The organism is Thermostichus lividus PCC 6715, from assembly GCF_002754935.1.
GTDB lineage: Bacteria > Cyanobacteriota > Cyanobacteriia > Thermosynechococcales > Thermosynechococcaceae > Thermosynechococcus > Thermosynechococcus lividus.
In genome coordinates this window covers 2,069,330-2,091,543 of the sequence record NZ_CP018092.1, presented here as the reverse complement: position 1 = coordinate 2,091,543, position 22,214 = coordinate 2,069,330, and the positions used below count along the sequence as shown (strand labels likewise).

Here is a 22,214-nt window from a genome sequence, read left to right as displayed (position 1 = left end):
CTCATGGGCTGTCAGGATCTACAGGGGTTTGTGCCGCCACCGGTGAACCAAGGGGCAGGATTTAACAGTACCGCTGCGGATGAAGCCCCTTCCCTGAGTGCCGATGGGCGCTATTTGGCCTTTGGCAGCGATCGCCAAGGGCAGCGGAACCTCTACCTGTACGATTTACAGGAGCGCCGTTTTGTGGATCTTCCGAACCTGAATCGCCCGAACTCCAGCCAAGAGCAACCCAGCCTCAGTGCCAATGGTCGCTTTATTGCTTATATTTCCACCGAACGGGGGCGACCCGATGTCTTTGTCTACGATCGCCAGACCCAGCGGCCTCAGCTTCTAAGCCAAGCTGTGCGGGGGATTTGTCGGCACCCAAGCATCAGTGGCGATGGCCGCTATGTTGCCTATCAAACCAGTGAGCGGGGGCAATGGAACATTGAAATTTACGATCGCGGCAGCCCCTAGGACGATCGCGAGGCCTGATGTTGTTTGAGGTACTGGCGACCATTCTGAATCACGGCCAGCATCTCCTTAAATTGACGCTCCATTTCCCCTAGGGTGCGTTCGGCATAGGTATCTGCTTCCTGCTGCCGCTCTTGACACTCGTGGCGGGTCATTTGCCGTAGATGCGCCAGTTCTTTTTCCGTATTTTGCCGGAGTAAATTCATCTCTTCGATCGCCCGCTGTCGCATTAGCTCGACCTCCTGCTGGACTTGCTGGCGAATTTTTTGCGCCTCTAATTCCGCCTGTTGGCGAATCCGCAGTTCATCGGCAATTTGGGCAGCGCGTTGTTCGGCATGGCGAATGATCTCCTGTGCCCGCTGCTGGGCTTGCTTGAGCAGATCATCCCGCTGGTTGAGGATGCGCTGTGCCAAGGCCACGGATTCAGGAATTGCCTGCTCAATCTGAGCCAGATGGGTGAGGAGTTGCTCTTCGTCAATGAGTTTTCGTCCAGTGAAGGGGATTTTTGTCCCTTCCAGAATCAGGAGTTCTTCCAATCGTTGCAACTGCTGTAGCAGGAGGAGGGGAGCCGAACCGGTTGCACTCTCCGGTAGCTCTGTCATGCCGGTGGTTGTGGAGATGTAATCAGTGTTTGAGTAAAGCATTCTTCTAAGTCCTTAGCAACGGTTGCTGGAACAAGATGACGAACATTACCACCAAATCGGGCAATTTCTTTCACTAGGCTACTACTTAAGAAACTATACTCATTTGATGTCGTGAGGAACACGGTTTCAATCTCCGGCCATAGGCTTTTGTTGGTGTGAGACATTTGTAACTCATACTCGAAATCTGAGAGCACTCGCAGGCCGCGCAGGAGTATCTTGGCCTGTTGCGATCGCGCATACTCAACGGTCAGGCCATCGAAGGTATCGACCCGCACATTGACCAGATGAGCGGTTGCGGCACGAATTTGGGCAATCCGTTGCTCAACACTAAAAAGAGCTTTCTTTTGGGGATTGTGGGCGATCGCCACGATCACCTCCGCAAACAAGCGAGTACCCCGCTCAATAATATCAAGGTGACCGAAGGTAATTGGGTCAAAGCTTCCGGGGTAAACAGCAACCATGGCGTGGCTCCAGTTCTTTCAGCAACAGTCAAGGGATGACAATGGCTAGATTGTACCGAGTTGATGCTGGAATCTCTGCACAATGGGGGCGCGCCATAAAAAAATATAAATTTAAGAATAACGACTTCAGCGAGGTCGCTCATGTCAGAGGTGACTTTGGCGCAAGTCCACCAAGCACTACAACGCTACTGGGGCTACACCGCTTTGCGATCGCCTCAGGGGGATGTGATCACTGCACTGCTAGAGCGGCGAGATGTGGTGGTCGTGCTGCCGACTGGTGCAGGCAAGAGTCTATGCTTTCAGCTCCCAGCATTGCTCCAGGAAGGGATCACCCTTGTGATTTCTCCGTTGCTGGCTCTTATGGAAAACCAAGTGGCAGACCTGCGGCAGCGGGGTCTGAAGGCAGCGGCCTACCACAGCGAGTTATCGACCTACCAGCGACGGCAGGTGTTACGGCAGGTTGAGCAGCAGCAGTTGCGGTTACTCTATCTTTCGCCGGAGTCTCTCTTTAGTTCTGCGGTGTGGCAATGCCTGTGCGCCCCAGCCTTGCGGCTAAATGGCTTAATTGTGGATGAAGCCCATTGCCTTGTTCAGTGGGGCGATCGCTTTCGCCCAAGCTATCGGCGCTTAGGCACCGTTCGGCCGGAAATTGCCCGCCTCAAACCCGAGCACCCCCGTATTGGCCTTGCGGCTTTTACCGCCACCGCTGATCCCAGCAGCCAGCGCGTCCTCATCGAGGTTTTGGGCTTAGACACGCCAGCGCAGATCCGGCACAGCCCCTACCGCCCCAATCTGCACCTGCGGGTACACAGCGTCTGGAGTCGAGGGTACCGCCGCCACTGTTTACGCCACTTTGTCCAGCAGAAGGGGCGCACCTCAGGTTTGATCTATGCCCGCACCCGCCGCGACACAGAAACCCTCGCAGCATGGTTGCAGCACCACGGATATACCACCGCCGCTTACCATGGCGGCCTGCCCGCACCGGAGCGTCGCCGCATTGAAACCGCTTGGCTGCAGGGCACCCTACCCTTTGTGATCTGCACCAGTGCCTTTGGTATGGGGGTGAACAAACCGGATGTGCGCTGGATTTGCCACTATCAACCTCCCCTACAACTCAGTGAATACCTCCAAGAAGTGGGGCGCGCCGGTCGTGATGGCCAACCGGCAGTGGCGCTGACCTTGGTGAGCGATCGCTGGGGACTAGATCGCGACGATCAGCAACGGTGGCAGTTTTTCGAGCGCCAGAGCCAAGACATTCAGCGGCAGGCCATGGCACAAGCCACAAAACTTCCTCGCCAAGGCAACCTGAATGCGCTGCGATCAACCGTTGCCAATTTGGAGCTGACCCTTGCCTTGCTCCACCAACAGGGGGCACTCCAGTGGCAGGATCCGTTTCATTTCCAACTGCGGCAAATTGCCCCCAATGTTGTGCCCCCCAACCGCGAGGATCCTGAAAGCCGCCGTATGCAGGAGTTTCTTAGGTATAAAGGCTGTCGTTGGCAGTTCCTACTGCGCGCCTTTGGATTTACCCAAGAAGCCCAAACCTGCCGCTGTGGCCACTGCGATCGCTGCAATAGCTAGCCCCACCTGTCCTCTTTTGACATACTCCCCATGCCTAAAGGCAGGGGATTCTTGTTACTAGTTCAGCGACAGCACTTACCATTTCAGGTTTCCCATCCATAGTAGAGGTGCTTGTCTCCCCAGTCGTTTGGGATTTCTCCCCAGTTCCCCAATGCCCTTGGGTACTGTTTTGCCATTCCATCCCCAAGATGCTTAGCCCCTTTTTCAAGATATTCAGAGCCGCGTTCTGGTCTCTGTCTAACTCAAACCCGCACTTAGGACAACTATGGGTTCTAGTGGATAGGGTTTTGAGCACCCTATGACCGCAATGAGTACAGTCCTGTGTGGTGTATTGTGGCGGTACTGACACTACTGCCTTGTCCCACACCTTACCGTAGTAGTCCAGCCATTGGGTGAACTGAGACCAACTAGCATCATGGATGGATTTGGCAAGATGATGATTCTTGACTAGGTTCTTCACCTGCAAGTCCTCATACACCACGACAAAGCGCTCCGCGCCGCCAAAGGCGAACGTTAGATGCCACTACGCACCGAGCAAGCTTGATTGCCCAGTCTTTACGTTGGCGTTGAACTTTCAGATGTACTTTGCCTAGTCGCTTTCTTTGCTTGTGGTAGTTCTTAGATTGAGGTTTCGCCCCTTTCTTGAACTTCCGACTTAATCTGCGTTGATGTTGCTTTAACCTCCGTTCACTACGTCTCAAAAACTTAGGACAATCGACCGTGTTTCCGTTCTGGTCGGTGTAGAAGTGTTTTAACCCCAAGTCAATACCGATGACATTGCCTGTGTATTGTCCTTGCTCTTTGCGCTCTACATCCAAGCAGAACTGGGCATAGTACCCATCTGCTCTGCGTATCACTCGCACTCGATTGATTTTAGAGTTGAGGATATACTGTCTTGCCTCTCCATTGCAGTACAGAGCAAATGTACCTGCACTGAAGCCAAAGGACTCCGTCCCGCTTACGCGAACGGTGAAGGTGATGGACAGTCCATCCGCTGATAGCTTCCAACCCGATAGCTTGTACTCTACAGAGCGGCAATGCTTCTTGAATTTGGGGTATCCCTTCTTTGCCTCCTTGTTTCTGCAGTTGGTATAGAAGCGAGAGATAGAAGCCCAAGCTCGCTCTGCACTTGCCTGCCTTGCCGCTGAGTTTAACTTTTTAGCAAAATCAAACTCTTGAGCCAAGGTTTTGCAGTGGGCATAGAGGTCATTCCTGCCCACACCACGGTTGTCCATCCAGTACCGTACACACTTGTTGCGCACAAACTGTGCGGTACGGATGGCTTCGTCCAGAGACTGATATTGCTCCTGTGTGCCCTTTAGCTTGGCTTCTATGACTTTCATGGTTCCATTTTATCACAGGCTCAGCTTGATAAAACAATATGCGCCTTATATCCCCATAGCTAAAGCTAGGGGCTTTACGGCGTTTTTCGGTAAATTCCCGTAAATTGACGGATTCCCCTTCGCGCTAGGTTGTGTACACTGGCACATATGCGTTAGCAGTCATCCACAGGCAAACGGTGGGGGTTCGGGGCATGGGGCTACTGCAAGTTGAGCAAATTCGCGAAACACTGCAAGAGGTATTGTCCGAGCATTCGGTGATTGTGCAAGTCAATCAGTTTCGCAACCAACTGAATATCATCCTCAACAAACCGCCGGGAACCATCGCCCACTATGCGGCCTTAGTGGACTTGCTCAAGTCGCGCTTAGGGCAGTTTCACCTCGACGACATTGACCGCATTAAAATTATTGGCCGCATCCAAGGGTCGCCCAAATCCGACTGGGAAGAGGTGATTGATCTGCGTCCCACGCCGCTGGTATCCCAACCCACCTATGCATCCTCAGCCCCTTGGGTGGTGGCGATCGCCGCTGGCGTTGTCAGCCTCCTCGTGATTTTTAGCTACCACATGGGACAATGGCAGCAGCAGCAGCGAATGCAGTCATTAATCGGCACAGCGTCCTCTCGTCAAACTGTCACGTTGACGGACTACAAGTGGCACATCGAGGGAGGGGCACCCTTCTTAGTTGGTGTCCTCAAAAATTACAGCGAAGACAGTTTTCGCCTTGTCCAAGCTGATTTTGAACTGTTTGACAAGGGAGGGCAGCGCGTGGGGCAAGTCTCTGTTCAGGTCTATGGTTTAGGCCCAGAGGAGACGTGGCATTTCCGTGAACCCGTGGGTAACCTACAGGCCGTGCGGGCACGGCTGCTAAAGCTGCAGTCGTTTCTCTAGCAGGGAATCATGACGGATCTCAAAGCCTTAATTTTTGATGTTGATGGTACCTTGGCAGATACCGAGCGGGATGGTCACCGCCTTGCCTTTAACAAAGCCTTTGCCGCTGCTGGGCTTGACTGGGAGTGGGATATCCCCCTCTACGGCCAACTGCTAACGGTTGCTGGCGGTAAGGAGCGGATGAAGTACTACTTGGATCGTTTTCGCCCCGATTGGCCGCGCCCCCAAAATCTTGATGCCCTGATTGCCGATCTCCATAAAGCCAAGACCCGCTACTATACCGAGCTACTTGCTCAGGGCGCGATTCCCCTAAGGCCGGGAGTGAAACGATTACTGACCGAAGCCCGTGAAGCGGGATTACGACTGGCGATCGCCACCACCACAACCCCCGCCAACGTCACAGCTCTGCTGCAAAATGCCCTTGCGAGCGATGGCGTAGAGTGGTTTGAACTTATTGCGGCTGGGGATATGGTACCCGCCAAAAAACCCGCACCGGATATTTATTTGTATGCCCTAGAGCACATGCGCTTGTCTCCCCAAGAGTGCCTTGCCTTTGAAGACTCTGCCAACGGTATCCAAGCAGCGGCGGCGAGCGATCTGGCCACCATCATTACCATCACCGACTACACCAAGGATCACGATTTTCGTGCCGCTGCCCTTGTGTTGGACTGTCTCGGAGAGCCAGACTACCCCTTCCGCGTACTGAAGGGCGAAGTAGGCTGGACCACCTTTGTCGATGTTGCCCTGTTGCGATCGCTCCACCGTCAATGGCTCACTATGCCAGCCACCAGCCGTCTATGATCTAAGTTTCCAGAGCGTTCTACAGTAGAATTAGCCAGTTATTTGGACTGCTATGTACACGATTGATTTAATTCTGCGCCATGTCCCCATGCCCGTTGGCGTTGAACGCAAAGACACAACTGCTGCGGAAGCACTGTATCAGACCGTTTGTCAGGCCATGGCCAGCGGTACGCCCACGGTGCTAGAGCTGACCTGCGATCGCCAAGTTGGCAAAAAACTCACCGTGCTCACCACCGATATTGTGGCAGTGCAACTAGCTGATAAGAATGCCTCTACCGCCGTCAGCAGTCGCGGTGGCTTCTTTGCTCAGCTCGTTCAACCGCCAAGCACTTAAAAACCTTTGACAAAAAATTAACCTTTCTTTATCGAATGTGATGATTTGTCGCTAGGATACAAAAGATAACAGAGTCGTGCGGCTGCATCTGGAACTTGCTTGTTTCCATGCAGTGGTCTAGGGGAACGTTCAGCGAATCCTCCCCGTCTAAGCATTGGAGCATCTGTGGTGTGTTGTACCTCCTTGAGGGTGTTTTATGGTTACTATGCGGCGTTTCCTTCCGGCGTTAGTGCTGCTCAGTTGTGCAGTTAGCGTTGCCATGCCTGCCCTTGTCCATGCCCAAGTGAACCAAGGGTTTACCTTTACCTGGGGCGACGGGCCGAGCGGGCGGCAGCAATTGCAGTACCATCTGGAGAATGGCACACCGGGGTTTATGGGCGATCGCTACTGGCTACGCCTTGGGCAGCAAAAGGTTGCCATCAACCGCATCAATATCACCTACCCCGATTACTACAGTGGCATTATCGATCCCAGCGGCATTGAAGTTAGGATTGGCGGCAATCGCAGTAATAACTTTTTCCAGTTTCGCCGCGATCCCGGCAAAAAAATTGAACTTGCCGAGGTGTCTCTTGATCGCGATAACCGAGTCATTGATATTGTGCCTGCGGAAGTTATTCCTGCCGGTACAACGGTTCAAGTCATTCTCAACAATGTGCGTAACCCTAACAATGGCGGGATGTACTACTTCAACGCCCGCATTGGCTCACCGGGGGATATTCCGTTGATGCGCTACATCGGGACTTGGGTGCTGAGTATTGCCCGCAATTAACCCCGCCCTGACAATTTGCGAACTGGTAGGCTATGGCGATGATTACCGGGGCGATCGCCCTAGGTCTTTACTCAAGGCGAGGGCGTGCCACCCTCGCCAGCTCGTTCCTTGAAACCCACCTGCCTCAGCAGTTTTCTATGATTCTGTTCACTGGCTGTGTCAATGTTTAGCGTGTTCCATCCCCCTCAGCCTCACATTTCACCCATTTTGACCCCCCTGATGTATTGGGTGGCGGGTGATTTAGTCTTGCAACGCTACTTTCGCGCTATTGACGTGGACGGACAACACCATATCCCTCGATCTGGGCCGGTTATCCTAGCCCCGACCCATCGTTCTCGTTGGGATGCCTTGATTATTCCCTATGTTGCTGGGCGACGGCTAATGGGGCGAGATTTATACTTTATGGTGTCTCACGATGAGATGCTGGGGCTCCAAGGCTGGGTCATTGGCCAATGCGGTGGTTTTCCAGTGAATACCCAAGCGCCAGCCGTCAGCGCACTACGCACTGGGGTTGAACTCTTGTTGCAAGGGCAGGCACTCGTTGTTTTCCCAGAGGGCAATATTTTCCGTACCCCTGAGATTCAGCCCCTCAAGCCCGGTCTGGCTCGTCTAGCGTTCCAAGCCGCTCAGCGATGCACTGCTGTGACCATTGTCCCCATTTTGCTGACCTACAGCCAGCCCTATCCTCGCTGGAGTAGCCACGTCAACGTAGTCATTGGCGCCCCTTTAACCACGGCAAACTATCCCCTAGATCAACCGAAATTATCGGCACAACAGTTGACAGCGGATTTGTTTGCTGCGTTACAACGCCTACAGCATCGGCAGCGCCACCTCTGCTCCGTCTAGCAACCCCTTGACTTCTCCCCTCCTTGAAAGAGAGGGGATTCCCAAAGGATGCTACGCAACGGGCTGAAGCCGCGTTGCTTCGCTTTTCCCTTGAGCTGTCACCCACAACTTAATGCGGGTGGGGGCAGTCAAAGACCCCCTACTCACCTCAAGCATTTCTGCTATTGGGACTACGTTTATGTTTCGGTTCGTGGTTTCGCGCTTTTCAACACTAGCCAATTCGATACGCTCAACATCCTGCCATTGCTTGCAGTGGTTTAGGCTTGCCGCCAAAGCGGTAGTGACTTACTTGCCGGGATTTCTCCGTACTAGGATGTTTCTTCGCGTAGTTGATACGCCTACTTTCCACGTCTCTAGTTTAACACATAGAGAGGGCTAAAGCCCCCTGAGTTGGCTGTATCCCCTCGCTAAAGCGGAGGGGTTTTAGCCCGCCCACATCACTCCTATAACCCTATACAACCCTATACAACAGTGTCGGATTGTATCTTTTCTTCCATATTCCGAGCGGTAAAGGAGAGTTTGTGGCAAGATAGGAGTCGTAGCTAGTGATACATTCATAACCTAGGAGCAACAACCTATGAGCCTAAAACTTGGGGATGTCGTACCGAACTTTACTCAAGCCTCCTCAATGGGGGAGATTAACTTCTACGATTGGGCGGGTGATAGCTGGGTTGTTTTGTTTTCGCACCCTGCAGATTACACCCCCGTCTGTACGACGGAACTGGGTGAGGTGGCACGGTTGCGCTCAGAGTTTGAGAAACGCAATGTGAAAACGCTTGCCCTGAGCGTTGATAGTGTTGAATCTCACTTGGGTTGGATCAAGGATATTGAAGAGGTCAATAACGTTAAGGTTGATTACCCGATCTTGGCAGACGAAGATAAAAAAGTCTCCGAGCTGTACGACATGATCCATCCTAACTCCCTCAACAACTTAACGGTGCGCACCGTTTTTATCATTGATCCCCAGAAAAAACTGCGCTTAACCCTCACCTATCCCGCGAGTACTGGCCGCAACTTTGCTGAAATTCTGCGGGTGATTGACTCACTGCAACTCACCGACAATTACAGTGTGGCAACCCCAGTGAATTGGCAAGACGGGCAGGAGTGTGTGATTGTGCCCTCAATCAACGATGAAGAAGCCAAGGAAAAATTTCCCAAGGGCTTCAATACTGTTAAGCCTTATTTGCGGCTGACTCCTCAGCCCAATAAATAGAGATAAAGGCGTTGCTGAATAGACGTATGATGTTCGGGTTTGAGTCTTTTGCCGCCCTCATCCTAGCCTTCTCGCAAAGGAGAGGGAACAAGACTCTTAGCTCCCTTCTCCCCAAGGAGACGGGTTGGGAATGAGGGAAACTCATAGCCACATTCAGCAATACTGAGATAAATAGAGGATCTAGGAATCTCACGACTTTACTGTTAGCGGCACCCTACAACCCTGTGGGGTGCTTTTTTGATCTGCGCAGGAGCCTAAGCCTCATGCCCCAAAACACGAAACACCTGCTGTTGGGTAAAGAGTTCTACTAGGTCGGCATTAATTTTGAACTCGTCGGCTTCTTGACGCAAAATGCTTAAAGCGGTTTCAACGGGTAAGCTTTTTTTGTAGGGGCGATCGCTAGCAGTGAGGGCATCATAGATATCGGCGATCGCCAACATTTGGGTTTGTAACGGAATGTCTGCTGCTCCAATTCCCCGCGGATAGCCGCCGCCATCGAGCCGTTCATGGTGGCCATAGGCAATAATTGGCACGTTTTTGAGGTGCTGGGTCCAAGGAATGCGTGACAAAAACTCATAGGTATGGGTGACGTGAGACTCAATCATCTGACGCTCCGCTTGGGTCAAGCTGCCACGGCGCACCAGTAATTGTTCAAGTTCCGAGGCCGTAATCAGGGGGTACAGCTGGCCATCAATCCCCTTGTAGTAGAAATGGGTCATGTCCTGAAGGCGGGCAAGGGGTTCCTCGTCAAGCACTCGCGGTTCATTGGCCTGTTCGAGGGTATGCCAGTAAGATTCTAGGAGGTGCAGGCGCTGCTGTAATTCGCTGTCGAGGTGCCGGAAAAATGCACAGTGATCACAGGGATGCTCGCCGCTGTGGGGCGTGTGAGGATGCGAGATCAGATAGTTCACCTTTGCTTGAGCTGTTTCCATTTCCAAGGTGCGGCGAACCAAGGCAAATCGCTGCCGCATGACTTCAAGGTGTTCTGGAAAAATTTTCTTTTGTTTATTGAGGATCGCTTCGGGAACGCCTATCTTGCCAAAATCGTGGAGTAGCGCAGCGTAGCGAATTTCCTGAAGTTGGCGATCGCTAAAATAGCACTCCCGAAAGACCCCGTGGGTGGTTGCATTTGTGATTTCTGCTAGGCGCACGGTTAGTGCTGCTACGCGCTCTGAATGGCCTGCTGTCGTTGGATCTCGGGCTTCAATTGCCTGTACTGAGGCAGTCACAAAGCCTTCAAATAACTGTTCAATACTTTTAAGAAGATGGTTGCGCTCAATAATCACCGCAGCTTGACTGGCCAGTGCCCGGACAATATGTTCTTCCCATGGGCTGTAAGGCTGAGTGAGGTCTCGGGCAGTCGCAGGGGTTAAAATAGCGTTCTGCTGGCGTTTACGATTAATGAGCTGCAAAACCCCAATCACTTGGCCACTGATATTCTGCATCGGCACCACCAGAACCGAACAGGTGCGGTAGTTAAAGGACTCATCAAAAAAACGATTAAACTGGTAGGTTTCACTGCCTGACAGGGCATACACATCAGCAATATTCAGCGACTCTGCCTTCAGGGCGGCATAGCCCACCAAGCTTTGGGCTGTCAGAGGAACGGTGTACTGCTGGACATGGTCAGGGAGGACTACACTGTCATTTTGTGCCGCCTTGAATTCTAAGACCGCTGGCTCTGCCTCTGCCTTCACCAGAAAAATAGTGCCCGCATCACTGAAGCTTATCTCACGACTTTTCGTAAGAATCAAATGCAATAACTCGTCTAAGGATTCTGTGGCTGAGAGGGCAAGCCCAATCTCCAATAGTTGATCTACAAGTTGCTGAGTGTTTTTACCTAACGTTTCACGTTCAAAGGGCGTGGTAATCATTGGCAAAGGCTCGTTAGGAATGAGGCCATTATAGCTGTCCCACCTCAGTATCGTTACCGGCGTTGCTGAATAGATGTATGATTTTCGGGTTTGAGTCTTTTGCTGCCCTCACCCTAGCCCTCTCCCAAAGGAGAGGGAACAAGAACCTTAGCTCCCTTCTCCCTAGGGAGAAGCGTTGGGGATGAGGGCAATTCATAACTACATTCAGCAACACCCGACAAACGACCACATCTGGTCACACTGAATCATTAGCCGCCCTTTTTTCAGCTCGTACGCTCACTTGGCACGGCACGTTCTGATAGGGTTCATTGAAGTCAAACCAAGTTAGGCGGTACGGCGTTTTCAGACTTAGTTAGACGGATCCCTTTGCTGAAAAACCTCAAGCCAATGGCGTAACTTTTCAGCAGCCAATTCCCGGCCACCAAAACCAAACGCAATGGCAATAGCGACTGCTATAGAACCCATCAACAAACCAAAGGCTAGGTTAATAATATTTGGCGCAATTCCCATCTGTTGTAAAGACATCGCTGCCACCAAAATAATGATGGAGATGCGTGCAGCTTGGGCGAGAATGAGGCCACTACGTCCGCCGGTGTGCCGAATCACATTAAAGGCAAGATTAGCAAAATAGAGGCCAATCGCAAAAACCACTAACCCAGCAATGACCTGCCCCAAGATACGCATCAGATCAGTTACAATCTGTGTCAGCTCGACAAAGCCAAGTACATTAGTGGCTGCTACAGCCGCAAAGAGCATGATGCCAACCAAGGCTACCACCCCAACAAATTGGGAGGGAGTATAGGTCACCGTAGCCGAACTCTCTGGCGTGTCGGGAGCTGCCTCAGACCCAGCTGACCCTGCAACAGCGATGGGTAACCCCAACCACTGAAAAACATTGTCAAATCCTAGGCTTGTTAAAAAGTTAGTGACGAGAGATTGAACAAATTGACCCACAAGAAAGGCAATAATCAAAATTACGATAGCGGCAAAGATCTGGGGCACCGCAGCCAAAATTTGATTTAGCATATTGACTGCTGGAACTGTAATTGCCCGAATTTCTAAGGCTTCCAAAGCTGCAATCGCAGTTGGAATCAAAATCAAAACATAGGCCACAATTCCTAAGAGTCCCGAAATGGAATACTGACTTCCTTGGAGGGGGAGGCGGCGCACCAAGCGATCAGCACCAGCAGCGGCTAAAAGATTAGTCACTAAACCTTTGACAACCCGAGCAATCAACCAACCCACACCGGCAATGATGATTGCCTTGAGAACCTTAGGCAAAGCAGAGAGTAATTCATCTAGCAAGTTCTGGATGGGTGCAAGCGGGCCTTCTAGATTCAAAACGCCTAAAATAGTTGGCAAGAAAAATAAAAAGACAAACCAATAGAGCACGTTACCTAGAGTACGGCTGAGCTTAAAGACATTCTCTGGAGGAGTTGCCGCTGTAGTTGTTGTTTCTGTTAGCTTTTGATCTAGGTTTAGGGACTCAGCCAGACGAATCACAATAGTTTTGACAATGGTAGCAATGATCCAAGCCAAAATGCTAAGGCCAATGGCGGAACCAATCCGAGGTAAAAATCCCGTAATTTCTTCTAAGAACTTATTGAGAGGGCGAGAAACTTCGGTGAGATTGAGGGCATTGAGAGCAGCAATAATTGCCAAGAGCATGATCACCCAAAAGGTAATCCTGCTGATCCACACTTCAATTGGAATGGTAGGCCTCTCGTGTGCTTCGCCACTCACCCACTCTGTTAGGCGATTATCAAGACCAGTGCGATTCAGCAGTTGTTTAACCCCCGTTGCGACTAAGGTTGCAATTAGCCAGCCTAAAATTAAAAGGGCGATCGCACCGATCAATTGGCTTAAAAGCAGCCCCAGATCATCAGGAATCAGACGATCAACAAGACTAGTTTCCTGTCTCATATCTGTTGGAAATTGAGCTGGCGATCTGACAATAAAATTAATACAACTTGAACAGCCTGCATAGATCATAATCAGTTCTCCATACTTTAGTCAGGTCGTAAAAACACTAACTCACTACAATAGCAAAAAATTAAAAGCCAATGATTAAAAAATATAGAAAATTATTGCAAAATATTAGTCAATACTTAAAGTAATAGACTCGGAATATGAGGACATAAACATGGCTAACAACAAATTGGCAATTCAATAGGTATCAATACCGAGGGTAGTTACGTGGGATTGGGGAACTAAACCCATAGACACTTCAGTAAAAATAAAAGACAAAAAAGACGTTAGCTTAAGTTGTCTGAAATTTTTAATACACCACATTTGGTTAAGAGTAAAAATATTACGGATCACTCTAATTTTTACACCCACTCATTCTATCACCTGTTTTTCAGGCACAAGTATAACTGCTGTTATTAATTTTTGCAACAATATATTGATAAAATTTGCAAAGTTCAGACTTGCAAGTGCAGGGGTCAATCCAGTTCAGCCAGGTGTCAAACCCTGAGAGTCCTAGGCATAGGGTAACTTCTAAACCCTTCCCGATGTTTGGCTTGAGCCATCGTTAGACAACCGCTACACCAAGAAATACGGCTTAGGTCTTGTTACATATCTTTACGATTTGTCGAGCGCTAATTGATATTTTTTCTCATTAAATGCGCTAGACTGATTCCGGTGATTGTTGACATAAGCAATCAACAACAATCCTTCAATTGTCCAGACTATTTGTTTCTAGGAGGACTCTATGGCGATCGCCAGCGACCCCGTAGCCACGGTGAATACACCGCCTGCTAGCAGTGCAGGGCTACAAACCTACGGTCAAGCCAACGTCAAGTACGACTGGTGGGCCGGTAATTCACGCTTTGTTGGTCTTTCCGGCCTGTTTATTGCAGCCCATGTTGCTCAAGCTGCCCTGACGGTCTTCTGGGCAGGAGCTTTCACCCTTTATGAAATTTCTCAGTATCAACCCGATGTCCCCATGGGAGAACAAGGGCTGATTTTACTACCCCATCTTGCCACCCTTGGATTTGGGATTGGCGACGGCGGTCAAGTGGTTGACACCTATCCCTACTTTGTCATTGGTGCAGTTCACCTCATTGCTTCAGCCGTGTTGGCCGCTGGGGCTCTGTTTCATACCTTTCGTGCCCCTCAAGATCTCAGCACCGCCAAGGGTCGGGCACGACTCTTTCATTTTCGCTGGGATGATCCGAAACAATTGGGTCTCATCCTTGGGCACCACCTGCTCTTTTTGGGCTTGGGGGCGCTGTTACTGGTGCTTAAAGCCACCGTCTGGGGAGGGCTTTACGATGCCAACCTCCACGAAGTGCGCCTTGTAACTCAGCCCACCTTAGACCCATTTGTGATCTACGGTTATCAGACCCACTTTGCTAGCATCAATAATCTTGAAGACCTCGTCGGTGGGCATATTTACGTGGCAGTCCTCCTGATTGGGGGTGGTATTTGGCATATCGTTGTACCACCGCTGAACTGGGCACGGAAAGTCCTGATTTTCTCTGCTGAAGCCATCCTCTCCTACTCTTTGGGAGGAATTGCGCTGGCTGGTTTTGTTGCTGCCTACTTCTGCGCCGTCAATACCCTCGCTTATCCGGTGGAGTTCTATGGCCCACCCCTTGAAGTGAAATTAGGGATTGCGCCTTACTTTGCCGACACTATCCAACTCCCCCTCGGTCAACATACACCGCGGGCGTGGCTCGCCAATGCTCACTTTTTCCTCGCCTTTTTCTTCCTTCAAGGGCATTTATGGCATGCCCTGCGAGCCATGGGGTTTAACTTCAAGCAATTAGAAAATATTCTCAATCCAATTGCTGAGACTTAATCGCAATTAGTTCTTTATATCTCTTAGGCAGTCTCCCTCGATCCATGGCGATCGGGGGATTTTTATGGTGACGGTGGCTGATCTTCACTGCCTAAACTTGCAGGCGGCCCCAGTTCCACAATTGCCTTACTCGCCAGTGCTAAGTACAGGACAAAAGGGCAAAGTTGCACTCAGCAAGACGATAAGGTGTACTTAAAACTGTGGCTTCTCAATGAGGAAGCAGGCTGCCCGCACTGTTAGACGTCAAGTTCACAGTTGCATCAAGACCGACTGATTTTAATTCGAGATTTATCAATTTTTTGTCATCAAAAGGATGGCTAAATCACACACGAGCCGTTTACAATCAATGGCCAAAAATGATCTGTAAATAGTAAATAATTAAGAGAAACTTAAATTAGTAGTCTTTAGTATTGTCAGCTACAAAGAAAGCGTGAATTGCAGTTTATAATTCTTAAAATCATCAATTAAAACCTGACAACTTTTAGGATCTCTTGATGTCTCAAAAAACAACTCAAAAAACAAGGTGTACTCTATGATCAGCGTTTTATACGGTCGTCACGGCATCTCAAGGCTGGGCAATTGAGGAACTGTGGTTGCTACTTTTAGGCAATTTTGCCCTGCTATCGCTATACGTTCACCTAATGCTGGGATGCGCCAATAAGCTAGGATGGTACTATGGAAAGTCATAATTTTTTTATCTACCCCAAGTTTGATCTTAAGGACATGGTTAGCTGTCAAGGCTATGGATTCGACTTTCCAGGGCGTGTAGACCCTTACGAGTTAATACGGCCAATTCTTGCACGGCTACCTCTATTAATGATTTTTTACGGGAACGAAGGCGACGTCCTTTCTATTAATCAAGAGGTGACGACGCATTTGGGGTGGGATACAGGAGATTTACTCTCACGCGATTTGTTGAGTCAGTGTTTCCCTGACCCCGAAACCCAACGCCAATTCCGCTACTGGATGCTCCATCCCCCCCTTGGTTGGCAAGAGATTCCCTGTCATTCTGCCCATGGCCAAGTGTTAGAGATGATCTGGGCGTTTGTGCGCTTTCCCAATGGTGAGGGCTTGGTCTGTGGCTACAACGTTACCGACGCAAAGCTCACCCAATCGGCACTGCTAGAAACCAGCGATCGCTATGCGTTGCTCACTCGGGGCATGAATGATGGCGTGTGGGACTGGAACCTCATCACCGATGAAACGTTCTACTCCTCACGCTGGAAAGCCCTGCTCGGGTATCAAGACCACGAAATTGGCAATCGCATTGATGACTGGCTACGGCTCATCCACCCTCAGGATGCAGAGCGGGTGAAGTTAAATTTAACCTTACATGTGCGCGGCCAAACTCCACATTTCCACCAAGAGTTTCGCATTCAGCATCGCAATGGCTCCTATCGCTGGGCGTTAGCGCGGGGGTTGGTCTTGCGGGATGCTTACGGCAAAGCCTATCGCGTGGCTGGCTCGTTAACCGATTTAACGGAACATCGCTTAGCAGAGGCGCAGTTACTTCACGATGCCCTTCACGATTCTTTAACGGGGCTAGCGAACCGCACGTTGCTATTTGATCGCATTGAGCAGGCAGTACGGCATGGTCGTCGCCGTCCCGACTATAAATTTGCCATTTTGTTTATTGATATTGACCGCTTTAAGGTCATTAACGATAGTTTGGGGCACAGTTGTGGGGATGTCATTCTAATTGAACTTGGACAGCGCCTTCAGCGCATCGTGCGTCCGCATGATACAGTTGCCCGCATTGGTGGCGATGAATTTGTCATCTTGCTGGATGATATTAATGGCAATAACGATGCTTTGGGGGTGTGCGATCGCATTCATTGTGAACTGAACACTCCTTTTTTGCTCAAAGAGCAACAGATTATGCTACGGGTCAGCATTGGGGTGGCTACCCGTACTGCCAACGTTGAAAAGGCCGAAAATTATTTGCGCAATGCCGATATTGCCATGTATCGTGCCAAGCTGGCGGGGGGAAGTTGCTACCAAGTTTTTAGTGAAGAGATGCACGTGATGGCGCGCGATCGCCTGTCGTTAGAGGTGGGACTGCAGCAAGCCCTAGAAAGAGACGAGTTTACACTACACTATCAGCCCATTTACTGCCTTAAGGATAATCATCTCTACGGCTTTGAAGCCTTGATTCGCTGGCAGCATCCCACCGAAGGGTTACTCAGCCCCGAGCGGTTTATCCCTTTGGCTGAAGAAACGAGCTTAATTGTACCGATTGGGGATTGGGTATTGTGGCAAGTCTGTCGTGATCTGCAACGCTGGCAAGAGCAGTATCCCCAACACTCTTTCTGTGTCAATGTGAATCTTTCCAATCGCCAACTCATGCATCCTAGCCTTGTAGAACAGGTGCTAGCGGCGCTTGAGCAGACCCAAGTGCCCCCTGAGTCTCTCCACCTAGAGATTACAGAAAGCGTGGGTATGGATAAACCTGAGCAGGTGCGGGACATTTTGCTCGCCCTCAAGGCTCATGGCCTCAAACTGAGCATGGATGATTTTGGCACGGGGTACTCGTCCCTCAGCTATCTCACTAACTTACCCATTGACAGTCTCAAGGTGGATCGTTCGTTTGTGAAGTTAATTACCGAGACCAACCAACAGCACTCGGTCATTGATGCGATTCTAAGTTTGGCGAAGGGGCTAAATTTGGAGGTGGTTGCCGAGGGGGTTGAGCACGCCTATCAGGTCATTCGCCTGCGGGAATTGGGATGTGACTATGCCCAAGGCTATTACTTTTCGCGGCCTTTGACGCGAGAGCAGGTGGATCAGTTACTGGTTGAACGCTATCGCGCTTAAGTGCGACAGCGATGGCAAGAGTCACTGAGGCAGGAAGGCAGTTGCAATAGTCACAGTGGGTAGGGCTGGAAGCCCCGTACTTTAGTGCGGAGAGGAAAGCTCCTTTAGCAACTTTAGTTGCCTTAGGTTATAATGGTACTGCGGACACCAGAAACGGCTGTTCAAGGCACTGGTAACAGTCGATTGGGGGTGCTGTAAACCACCCCAGAGGCTCGCGGTTGGCTTGCTAACTGCAGGGCTACTAAAAGCTCCCTGCTTTAGCTGGGAGTAGTTTACTAGGAGGTAAGGATCAGCACTGACCGGTGCGCTTACCCCCAGCGAAACAGTGCTGCTCCCCACGTCAACCCCGCGCCAAAACCAGCTGTGGCAATAAGGTCGCCGCGTTTGATCTGCTGCCGCTGTAGGGGAGTGGTTAAGGCAATGGGAATGGAGGCGGCGGAGGTATTCCCGCACTGGCTGACATTGCTAATGACTTTGTGGGCGGGCACACCGAGGCGATCGGCAACGGCATCTAAAATGCGCTGATTGGCTTGGTGCAACACCAGCCAGTCAATGTCATCAGCACTGAGGTGGGCGCGGTACAAGGCTTTTTCAATAACTTCCGGCACTTGGGTAACAGCAAAGCGATAGACTTCGCGGCCGTTCATGGCAATGGGGGCAAAGCTCCCTTGGGCGATCGCCACCGCATCACAGAGAGGCTGGCTGTTGCCCTGAAAGCTAAGGGTTAAATGCTCGTTAAGGCGACCATCACTGCGTAACTCAAAACTCAGGAGCCGATCCACGTCACTGGCTTGGAGCACCATTGCCCCTGCTCCATCGCCAAAGAGAATGCAGGTGCGACGATCCTGCCAGTCCACCCAACGCGAGAGAATATCTGCCCCAATCACAATCGCATTGCGGTAAGTCCGGGTTTGTAGGTACTGAGCGGCAGTGACCAGCCCAAAGATAAACCCTGAACACGCAGCGGTGAGGTCAAAGGCCACGGCATTCGTAGCGCCAATGCGAGTTTGTACTAAGCACGCCGTGCCAAACAGATCATCGGGGGTTGATGTGGCTAAAATCACTAAATCCACGGCGGCCGGGTCTAGGTCTGCCATGGCTAGGGCAGATATCGCTGCCTCGGCAGCCAAATCCACAAGACGCTGATCGGGTGCAGCAATCAGCCGTTGCGTAATTCCGGTACGGGTGCGAATCCATTCGTCAGAGGTCTCCACCAAGGCACTGAGGTGCGCGTTTGTTAGTGTTTGGGTTGGGGTTGCGGCTCCTACCCCAGTAAATCGAACACCCACTAAGCGCGATCCTCAATGGTAACTGTGTGTTGGTAGCAGGCTTGAATCCGCTCTGAAACTCGATGATCCACCGCCTCTTTAGCAAGGCGAATTGCATTAAACATTGAAGGAGCCTGGGAGCTGCCATGGCTAATGATGCAGATGCCATCCACCCCTAGCAGCAGCCCCCCGCCATGCTCGGCATGATCAATCCGCTGCTTAATTTGCCGCAAATTAGGGCGCAGCAGCGCCGTCCCCAGTTGTCCCCGCCAGCCTCGGGGCAGTTCTTCCCGCAGAATTTGCACCAGTACCCCCCAAGGGACTCGGCAAATTTCAGCAACACATTTCCCACAAAGCCATCACAAACCACCACATCAAACTGACCAGACATGATGTCGCGGCCTTCGGCATTCCCTAAAAAGGAAATCTGGTCATTTTGGCGCAGCAGTTGGTGCGCTCTGAGGGCAACATCATTCCCTTTGCAGTCTTCTTCACCAATATTCAGCAGACCGACCTTGGGGTCATCAACATCCAGCACATACTTGCTATAGATGGAACCCATCACCGCAAACTGCTCTAGATATTTGGGGCGGCAGTCCACATTGGCACCAACGTCTAGCACCAAGACTGACTTACCGGCAATCAGAGTAGGTAGCACAGCACCAATGGCGGGGCGATCGATACCGGGGAGTCGTCCTAGCCGCAGCAGCGCCGCTGCCATCGCTGCCCCCGAGTGACCCGCTGAAACCACCGCATCTGCACGGCCTGATTTCACTAAGTCCATCGCCACGTTAATCGAGGCATTGGGTTTGCGCTTGAGAGCCACTAAGGGTTCTTCGTCCATATCCACCACATCCGTGGCCGCCACGATTTGGGGCTTGGCGCTGGGGGCGTGCTGATCGAGGTAATTCTGGATTTGAGTAGGGTCACCGACAAGAAAAATATCGGCATCTAATTCTTCACTAGCTCTGAGGGCACCGGCAACGATCTCATCGGGGGCATAGTCACCCCCCATGGCATCCACAGCAATCCGTGCACGAGTCATTGGCTGAACTCTTACGACAAAATCCTTCAGAATTTTAGCAGATGAACTGCCTTGCTACTCTATTACGGATCCCCGAAAGTGATGCAAAATCAGGCATAAAAACCAAGGTTCGTCCCTCGGCCACTGTGAACATAGGCCAATTGCTCATACTTTTGGGCATGGCTAATCAGCTCCGCTGCCTCTGTTTCACTGACCTCTCGCACTACTTTGGCGGGAACACCGACCACCAGCGATCGCGGCGGCACATCTTTACTGACGACTGCCCCTGCACCTACAATACTGCCGCTGCCCACCCGCACGCCGTTGAGCACCACTGCCCCAATGCCGATCAGGCAGCCCAATTCAATGGTGGCACCGTGAATCACCGCCCGATGCCCTACCGTTACATAGTCTCCTAAAATTGTGGGTTGCCCCGGATCCCCGTGGAGGATGGCACCATCCTGAAGGTTGGTGTGCTCACCTACCTCGATATATTCCACATCCCCCCGCACAACTGCCCCATACCAGAGGCTACAGCCTGCCCCTAGGCGGACATCGCCAACGAGGGTGGCATTGGGGGCAATAAAGGCGGCGCGATCGCCCACCACTGGCGGCCAAAAGGAACTGGGTGCAGAGATAGCCATAATATCCCTCGGAAAACTGTTTTAGCAGTGCAATTGTTTATTGCCCAAAGGTCAGCGCTCGCCCCCGCACAGCGGTATTGACCTTGCCTTGGCGAAACACGATTTCGCCGTTGACAATGGTAACGACCGGCCAACCCGTGAGGGACCACCCCTCAAAAGGACTCCAACCGCACTTTGTCAGCAACTCCTCCCGCAGCACAGGACGATAGGTCTGCAAATCCACTAACACCAGATCGGCATCGTATCCAGGCATAATCTGGCCTTTGCGGGGAATTTGGTAAGCAGCGGCGGGGGCGGTTGCCATCCAGCGCACCACTTGGGGAACACTGCAGCGCCCAGCCATGGCTTGGGTGAGCATCAGCGGCAGTGAGGTTTCCACCCCCGGCATACCGGAGGGGCTTTGGGGGTAGGGCTGGGCTTTTTCCGTGAGGGTATGGGGGGCATGATCCGTCGCAATAAAGTCAATCACACCATCAAGCAACCCCTGCCAAAGCTTCTGGTTGTCTAGTTCTGTGCGCAAGGGGGGGTTCATTTGGGCAAGGGAGCCAATGGTCTCGTAGGCAGCGGTCGTCAGCAGGAGGTGCTGGGGCGTTACTTCCGTCGTCACCCACGGGGGTTTATTCTCCCGCAGGAAATCCACTTCAATCCCCGTTGACAGGTGGAGAATGTGCAGACGACGCTGGTACTTGCGCGATAGCTTAACGGCCAACTGGGTGGCGTTGAGGGCGGCAATATCGTCTTGGATTTGCGAGTGAACCGCCACATCAGTGATGCCAGCAAACTCTTGACGGCGTGCCTGAATGCGGCCTTGATCCTCGGCATGAACCGCAATGAGGCGATCGCCCTCGCTAAAGATACGATCCAAGATTGGCTCTTCGTCCACCAAGAGGGGTCCGTGCATTGACCCCATGAAAATCTTAATGCCGCAGACCGGCTTCACACTGTTGAGAACAGCAAGATTGTCTTTGGTGGCACCAATAAAAAAACCATAGTTGACGACTGACTTGGCCGCCGCCCGCGCTAACTTATCGTCTAAGCTGGTCTGGTCAATCGTGAGTGGACGGGTATTCGGCATCTCCAGAAACGAGGTGACCCCCCCCTTCGCACAGGCACAACTGGCCGTAAACAAATCCTCTTTGTGCTCAAGACCCGGTTCACGAAAATGCACCTGTGGGTCAATGACGCCCGGTAGGAGGGTTAACCCCGTCGCATCAATCACCGTATCCTCGGCGGTGACCGTGACCCTATCCGCCACCTCCACGATGCGATCGCCCTCTAGGCGCACCTCTTGTTGACGCAGTTCCCCCTCAGGGGTACAGATGACGGCATGTTGGATTGCGATCGCCACGGTGTGTTTTTGTCCTCATTGAGCTTTCCTCAATCCTAGTGGAATCTCAGCAGCGACCGCTAGAGGCAGCAAACTATAAAAATCAGTAATACTTATGGTGATAAA

Annotated in this window: 18 protein-coding genes and 2 pseudogenes; 11 read left to right on the top strand and 9 right to left on the bottom strand. The window is 51.5% G+C overall.

The genetic code is table 11. The features are described from left to right. Positions 1-3 precede the first annotated feature (3 nt). Entirely contained in the window at positions 4-456 is a 453-nt protein-coding gene (locus tag BRW62_RS10185) for a TolB family protein (protein ID WP_099799924.1), read from the top strand. On the opposite strand, the gene BRW62_RS10180 is transcribed toward BRW62_RS10185, so the two are convergent. Then, positions 453-1,097 (bottom strand): ATP synthase F0 subunit B, encoded by a 645-nt coding sequence (locus BRW62_RS10180; protein WP_099799331.1) that lies wholly within the window; start codon positions 1,095-1,097, stop codon positions 453-455. The two genes, BRW62_RS10185 and BRW62_RS10180, sit on opposite strands and share 4 nt — an antisense overlap. Then, positions 1,052-1,558: a pantetheine-phosphate adenylyltransferase gene (coaD, locus tag BRW62_RS10175; protein WP_099799330.1), complete on the bottom strand. Its 507-nt coding sequence runs from the start codon at positions 1,556-1,558 to the stop codon at positions 1,052-1,054. Before coaD ends, BRW62_RS10180 begins: the two co-directional genes overlap by 46 nt. 141 nt (positions 1,559-1,699) lie before the next feature. Here coaD and BRW62_RS10170 point away from each other — a divergent pair, with 141 nt between their 5' ends. Beyond that, positions 1,700-3,139, top strand: a complete 1,440-nt coding sequence (locus tag BRW62_RS10170; RefSeq protein WP_099799329.1) for a RecQ family ATP-dependent DNA helicase — start codon at positions 1,700-1,702, stop codon at positions 3,137-3,139. Between the two features lie 34 nt (positions 3,140-3,173). Here the strand turns inward: BRW62_RS10170 and BRW62_RS10165 are convergent. Beyond that, positions 3,174-4,482 (bottom strand): annotated as a pseudogene (locus BRW62_RS10165) (RNA-guided endonuclease InsQ/TnpB family protein). A gap of 131 nt (positions 4,483-4,613) precedes the next feature. Here BRW62_RS10165 and BRW62_RS13485 point away from each other — a divergent pair. The 7 genes from BRW62_RS13485 to BRW62_RS10130 all read left to right on the top strand — a co-directional run bounded on the left by BRW62_RS13485 (position 4,614) and on the right by BRW62_RS10130 (position 9,332). Continuing rightward, complete coding sequence (locus BRW62_RS13485; protein WP_198406005.1) at positions 4,614-5,369, top strand: FxLYD domain-containing protein; 756 nt, start codon at positions 4,614-4,616, stop codon at positions 5,367-5,369. A gap of 9 nt (positions 5,370-5,378) precedes the next feature. Further along, positions 5,379-6,170, top strand: a complete 792-nt coding sequence (locus BRW62_RS10150) for an HAD family hydrolase (RefSeq protein WP_099799328.1) — start codon at positions 5,379-5,381, stop codon at positions 6,168-6,170. A gap of 52 nt (positions 6,171-6,222) precedes the next feature. Next, a complete protein-coding gene (locus BRW62_RS10145; protein ID WP_099799327.1) occupies positions 6,223-6,504 on the top strand; it encodes a hypothetical protein in 282 nt (93 codons plus the stop codon). Positions 6,505-6,709: 205 nt separating this feature from the next. After that, positions 6,710-7,273, top strand: a complete 564-nt coding sequence (locus BRW62_RS10140; protein WP_099799922.1) for a DUF2808 domain-containing protein — start codon at positions 6,710-6,712, stop codon at positions 7,271-7,273. Between the two features lie 32 nt (positions 7,274-7,305). Further along, positions 7,306-7,443, top strand: a complete 138-nt coding sequence (locus BRW62_RS13140) for a hypothetical protein (protein ID WP_157768358.1) — start codon at positions 7,306-7,308, stop codon at positions 7,441-7,443. After that, the gene (locus tag BRW62_RS10135) at positions 7,436-8,119 is read left to right on the top strand and encodes a lysophospholipid acyltransferase family protein (RefSeq protein WP_099799326.1); all 684 of its coding nucleotides are present in this window, start codon (positions 7,436-7,438) and stop codon (positions 8,117-8,119) included. The genes BRW62_RS13140 and BRW62_RS10135 overlap by 8 nt, the downstream gene beginning before the upstream one ends. A gap of 577 nt (positions 8,120-8,696) precedes the next feature. Further along, complete coding sequence (locus BRW62_RS10130) at positions 8,697-9,332, top strand: peroxiredoxin (protein ID WP_099799325.1); 636 nt, start codon at positions 8,697-8,699, stop codon at positions 9,330-9,332. A gap of 254 nt (positions 9,333-9,586) precedes the next feature. On the opposite strand, the gene BRW62_RS14815 is transcribed toward BRW62_RS10130, so the two are convergent. Both BRW62_RS14815 and BRW62_RS10120 read right to left on the bottom strand, forming a co-directional pair. Continuing rightward, positions 9,587-11,206 carry an HD domain-containing phosphohydrolase gene (locus BRW62_RS14815; protein WP_099799324.1) on the bottom strand — a complete coding sequence of 540 codons (1,620 nt, stop codon included), beginning with the start codon at positions 11,204-11,206 and terminating at the stop codon, positions 9,587-9,589. 348 nt (positions 11,207-11,554) lie between these two features. After that, positions 11,555-13,129, bottom strand: a complete 1,575-nt coding sequence (locus tag BRW62_RS10120) for a mechanosensitive ion channel (protein WP_198406004.1) — start codon at positions 13,127-13,129, stop codon at positions 11,555-11,557. A 790-nt stretch (positions 13,130-13,919) separates the two neighbouring features. Between BRW62_RS10120 and BRW62_RS10115 the strand changes: the two genes are divergently transcribed. After that, on the top strand, positions 13,920-15,011 hold the full coding sequence (locus tag BRW62_RS10115; protein WP_099799322.1) for a chlorophyll a/b binding light-harvesting protein: 1,092 nt from the start codon (positions 13,920-13,922) through the stop codon (positions 15,009-15,011). Between the two features lie 915 nt (positions 15,012-15,926). Beyond that, positions 15,927-17,825 carry a putative bifunctional diguanylate cyclase/phosphodiesterase gene (locus tag BRW62_RS10110; RefSeq protein WP_227517364.1) on the top strand — a complete coding sequence of 633 codons (1,899 nt, stop codon included), beginning with the start codon at positions 15,927-15,929 and terminating at the stop codon, positions 17,823-17,825. Between the two features lie 308 nt (positions 17,826-18,133). Here the strand turns inward: BRW62_RS10110 and BRW62_RS10105 are convergent, their stop codons facing one another. The 4 genes and pseudogenes from BRW62_RS10105 to BRW62_RS10090 form a co-directional block, all read right to left on the bottom strand. Further along, positions 18,134-19,114 (bottom strand): beta-ketoacyl-ACP synthase III, encoded by a 981-nt coding sequence (locus BRW62_RS10105; RefSeq protein WP_099799320.1) that lies wholly within the window; start codon positions 19,112-19,114, stop codon positions 18,134-18,136. Then, a pseudogene (plsX, locus tag BRW62_RS10100) lies at positions 19,114-20,138 on the bottom strand (phosphate acyltransferase PlsX). Before plsX ends, BRW62_RS10105 begins: the two are co-directional and overlap by 1 nt. A gap of 89 nt (positions 20,139-20,227) precedes the next feature. After that, a complete protein-coding gene (locus BRW62_RS10095; protein ID WP_099799319.1) occupies positions 20,228-20,761 on the bottom strand; it encodes a gamma carbonic anhydrase family protein in 534 nt (177 codons plus the stop codon). A gap of 37 nt (positions 20,762-20,798) precedes the next feature. Continuing rightward, positions 20,799-22,109: a dihydroorotase gene (locus BRW62_RS10090; protein ID WP_099799318.1), complete on the bottom strand. Its 1,311-nt coding sequence runs from the start codon at positions 22,107-22,109 to the stop codon at positions 20,799-20,801. Between the last annotated feature and the right edge of the window lie 105 nt (positions 22,110-22,214).

Excerpts from the sequence above, each read along its gene's own strand:
- BRW62_RS10115 (WP_099799322.1), top strand. The coding sequence starts at position 13,920 with ATGGCGATCGCCAGCGACCCCGTAGCCACGGTGAATACACCGCCTGCT.
- BRW62_RS10180 (WP_099799331.1), bottom strand. The coding sequence starts at position 1,097 with ATGCTTTACTCAAACACTGATTACATCTCCACAACCACCGGCATGACA.
- BRW62_RS14815 (WP_099799324.1), bottom strand. The coding sequence starts at position 11,206 with ATGATTACCACGCCCTTTGAACGTGAAACGTTAGGTAAAAACACTCAG.
- BRW62_RS10135 (WP_099799326.1), top strand. The coding sequence starts at position 7,436 with ATGTTTAGCGTGTTCCATCCCCCTCAGCCTCACATTTCACCCATTTTG.
- BRW62_RS10120 (WP_198406004.1), bottom strand. The coding sequence starts at position 13,129 with ATGAGACAGGAAACTAGTCTTGTTGATCGTCTGATTCCTGATGATCTG.
- BRW62_RS10130 (WP_099799325.1), top strand. The coding sequence starts at position 8,697 with ATGAGCCTAAAACTTGGGGATGTCGTACCGAACTTTACTCAAGCCTCC.
- BRW62_RS10185 (WP_099799924.1), top strand. The coding sequence starts at position 4 with ATGGGCTGTCAGGATCTACAGGGGTTTGTGCCGCCACCGGTGAACCAA.
- BRW62_RS10140 (WP_099799922.1), top strand. The coding sequence starts at position 6,710 with ATGCGGCGTTTCCTTCCGGCGTTAGTGCTGCTCAGTTGTGCAGTTAGC.
- BRW62_RS10095 (WP_099799319.1), bottom strand. The coding sequence starts at position 20,761 with ATGGCTATCTCTGCACCCAGTTCCTTTTGGCCGCCAGTGGTGGGCGAT.
- BRW62_RS10145 (WP_099799327.1), top strand. The coding sequence starts at position 6,223 with ATGTACACGATTGATTTAATTCTGCGCCATGTCCCCATGCCCGTTGGC.
- BRW62_RS10150 (WP_099799328.1), top strand. The coding sequence starts at position 5,379 with ATGACGGATCTCAAAGCCTTAATTTTTGATGTTGATGGTACCTTGGCA.
- coaD (WP_099799330.1), bottom strand. The coding sequence starts at position 1,558 with ATGGTTGCTGTTTACCCCGGAAGCTTTGACCCAATTACCTTCGGTCAC.
- BRW62_RS13140 (WP_157768358.1), top strand. The coding sequence starts at position 7,306 with ATGGCGATGATTACCGGGGCGATCGCCCTAGGTCTTTACTCAAGGCGA.
- BRW62_RS10170 (WP_099799329.1), top strand. The coding sequence starts at position 1,700 with ATGTCAGAGGTGACTTTGGCGCAAGTCCACCAAGCACTACAACGCTAC.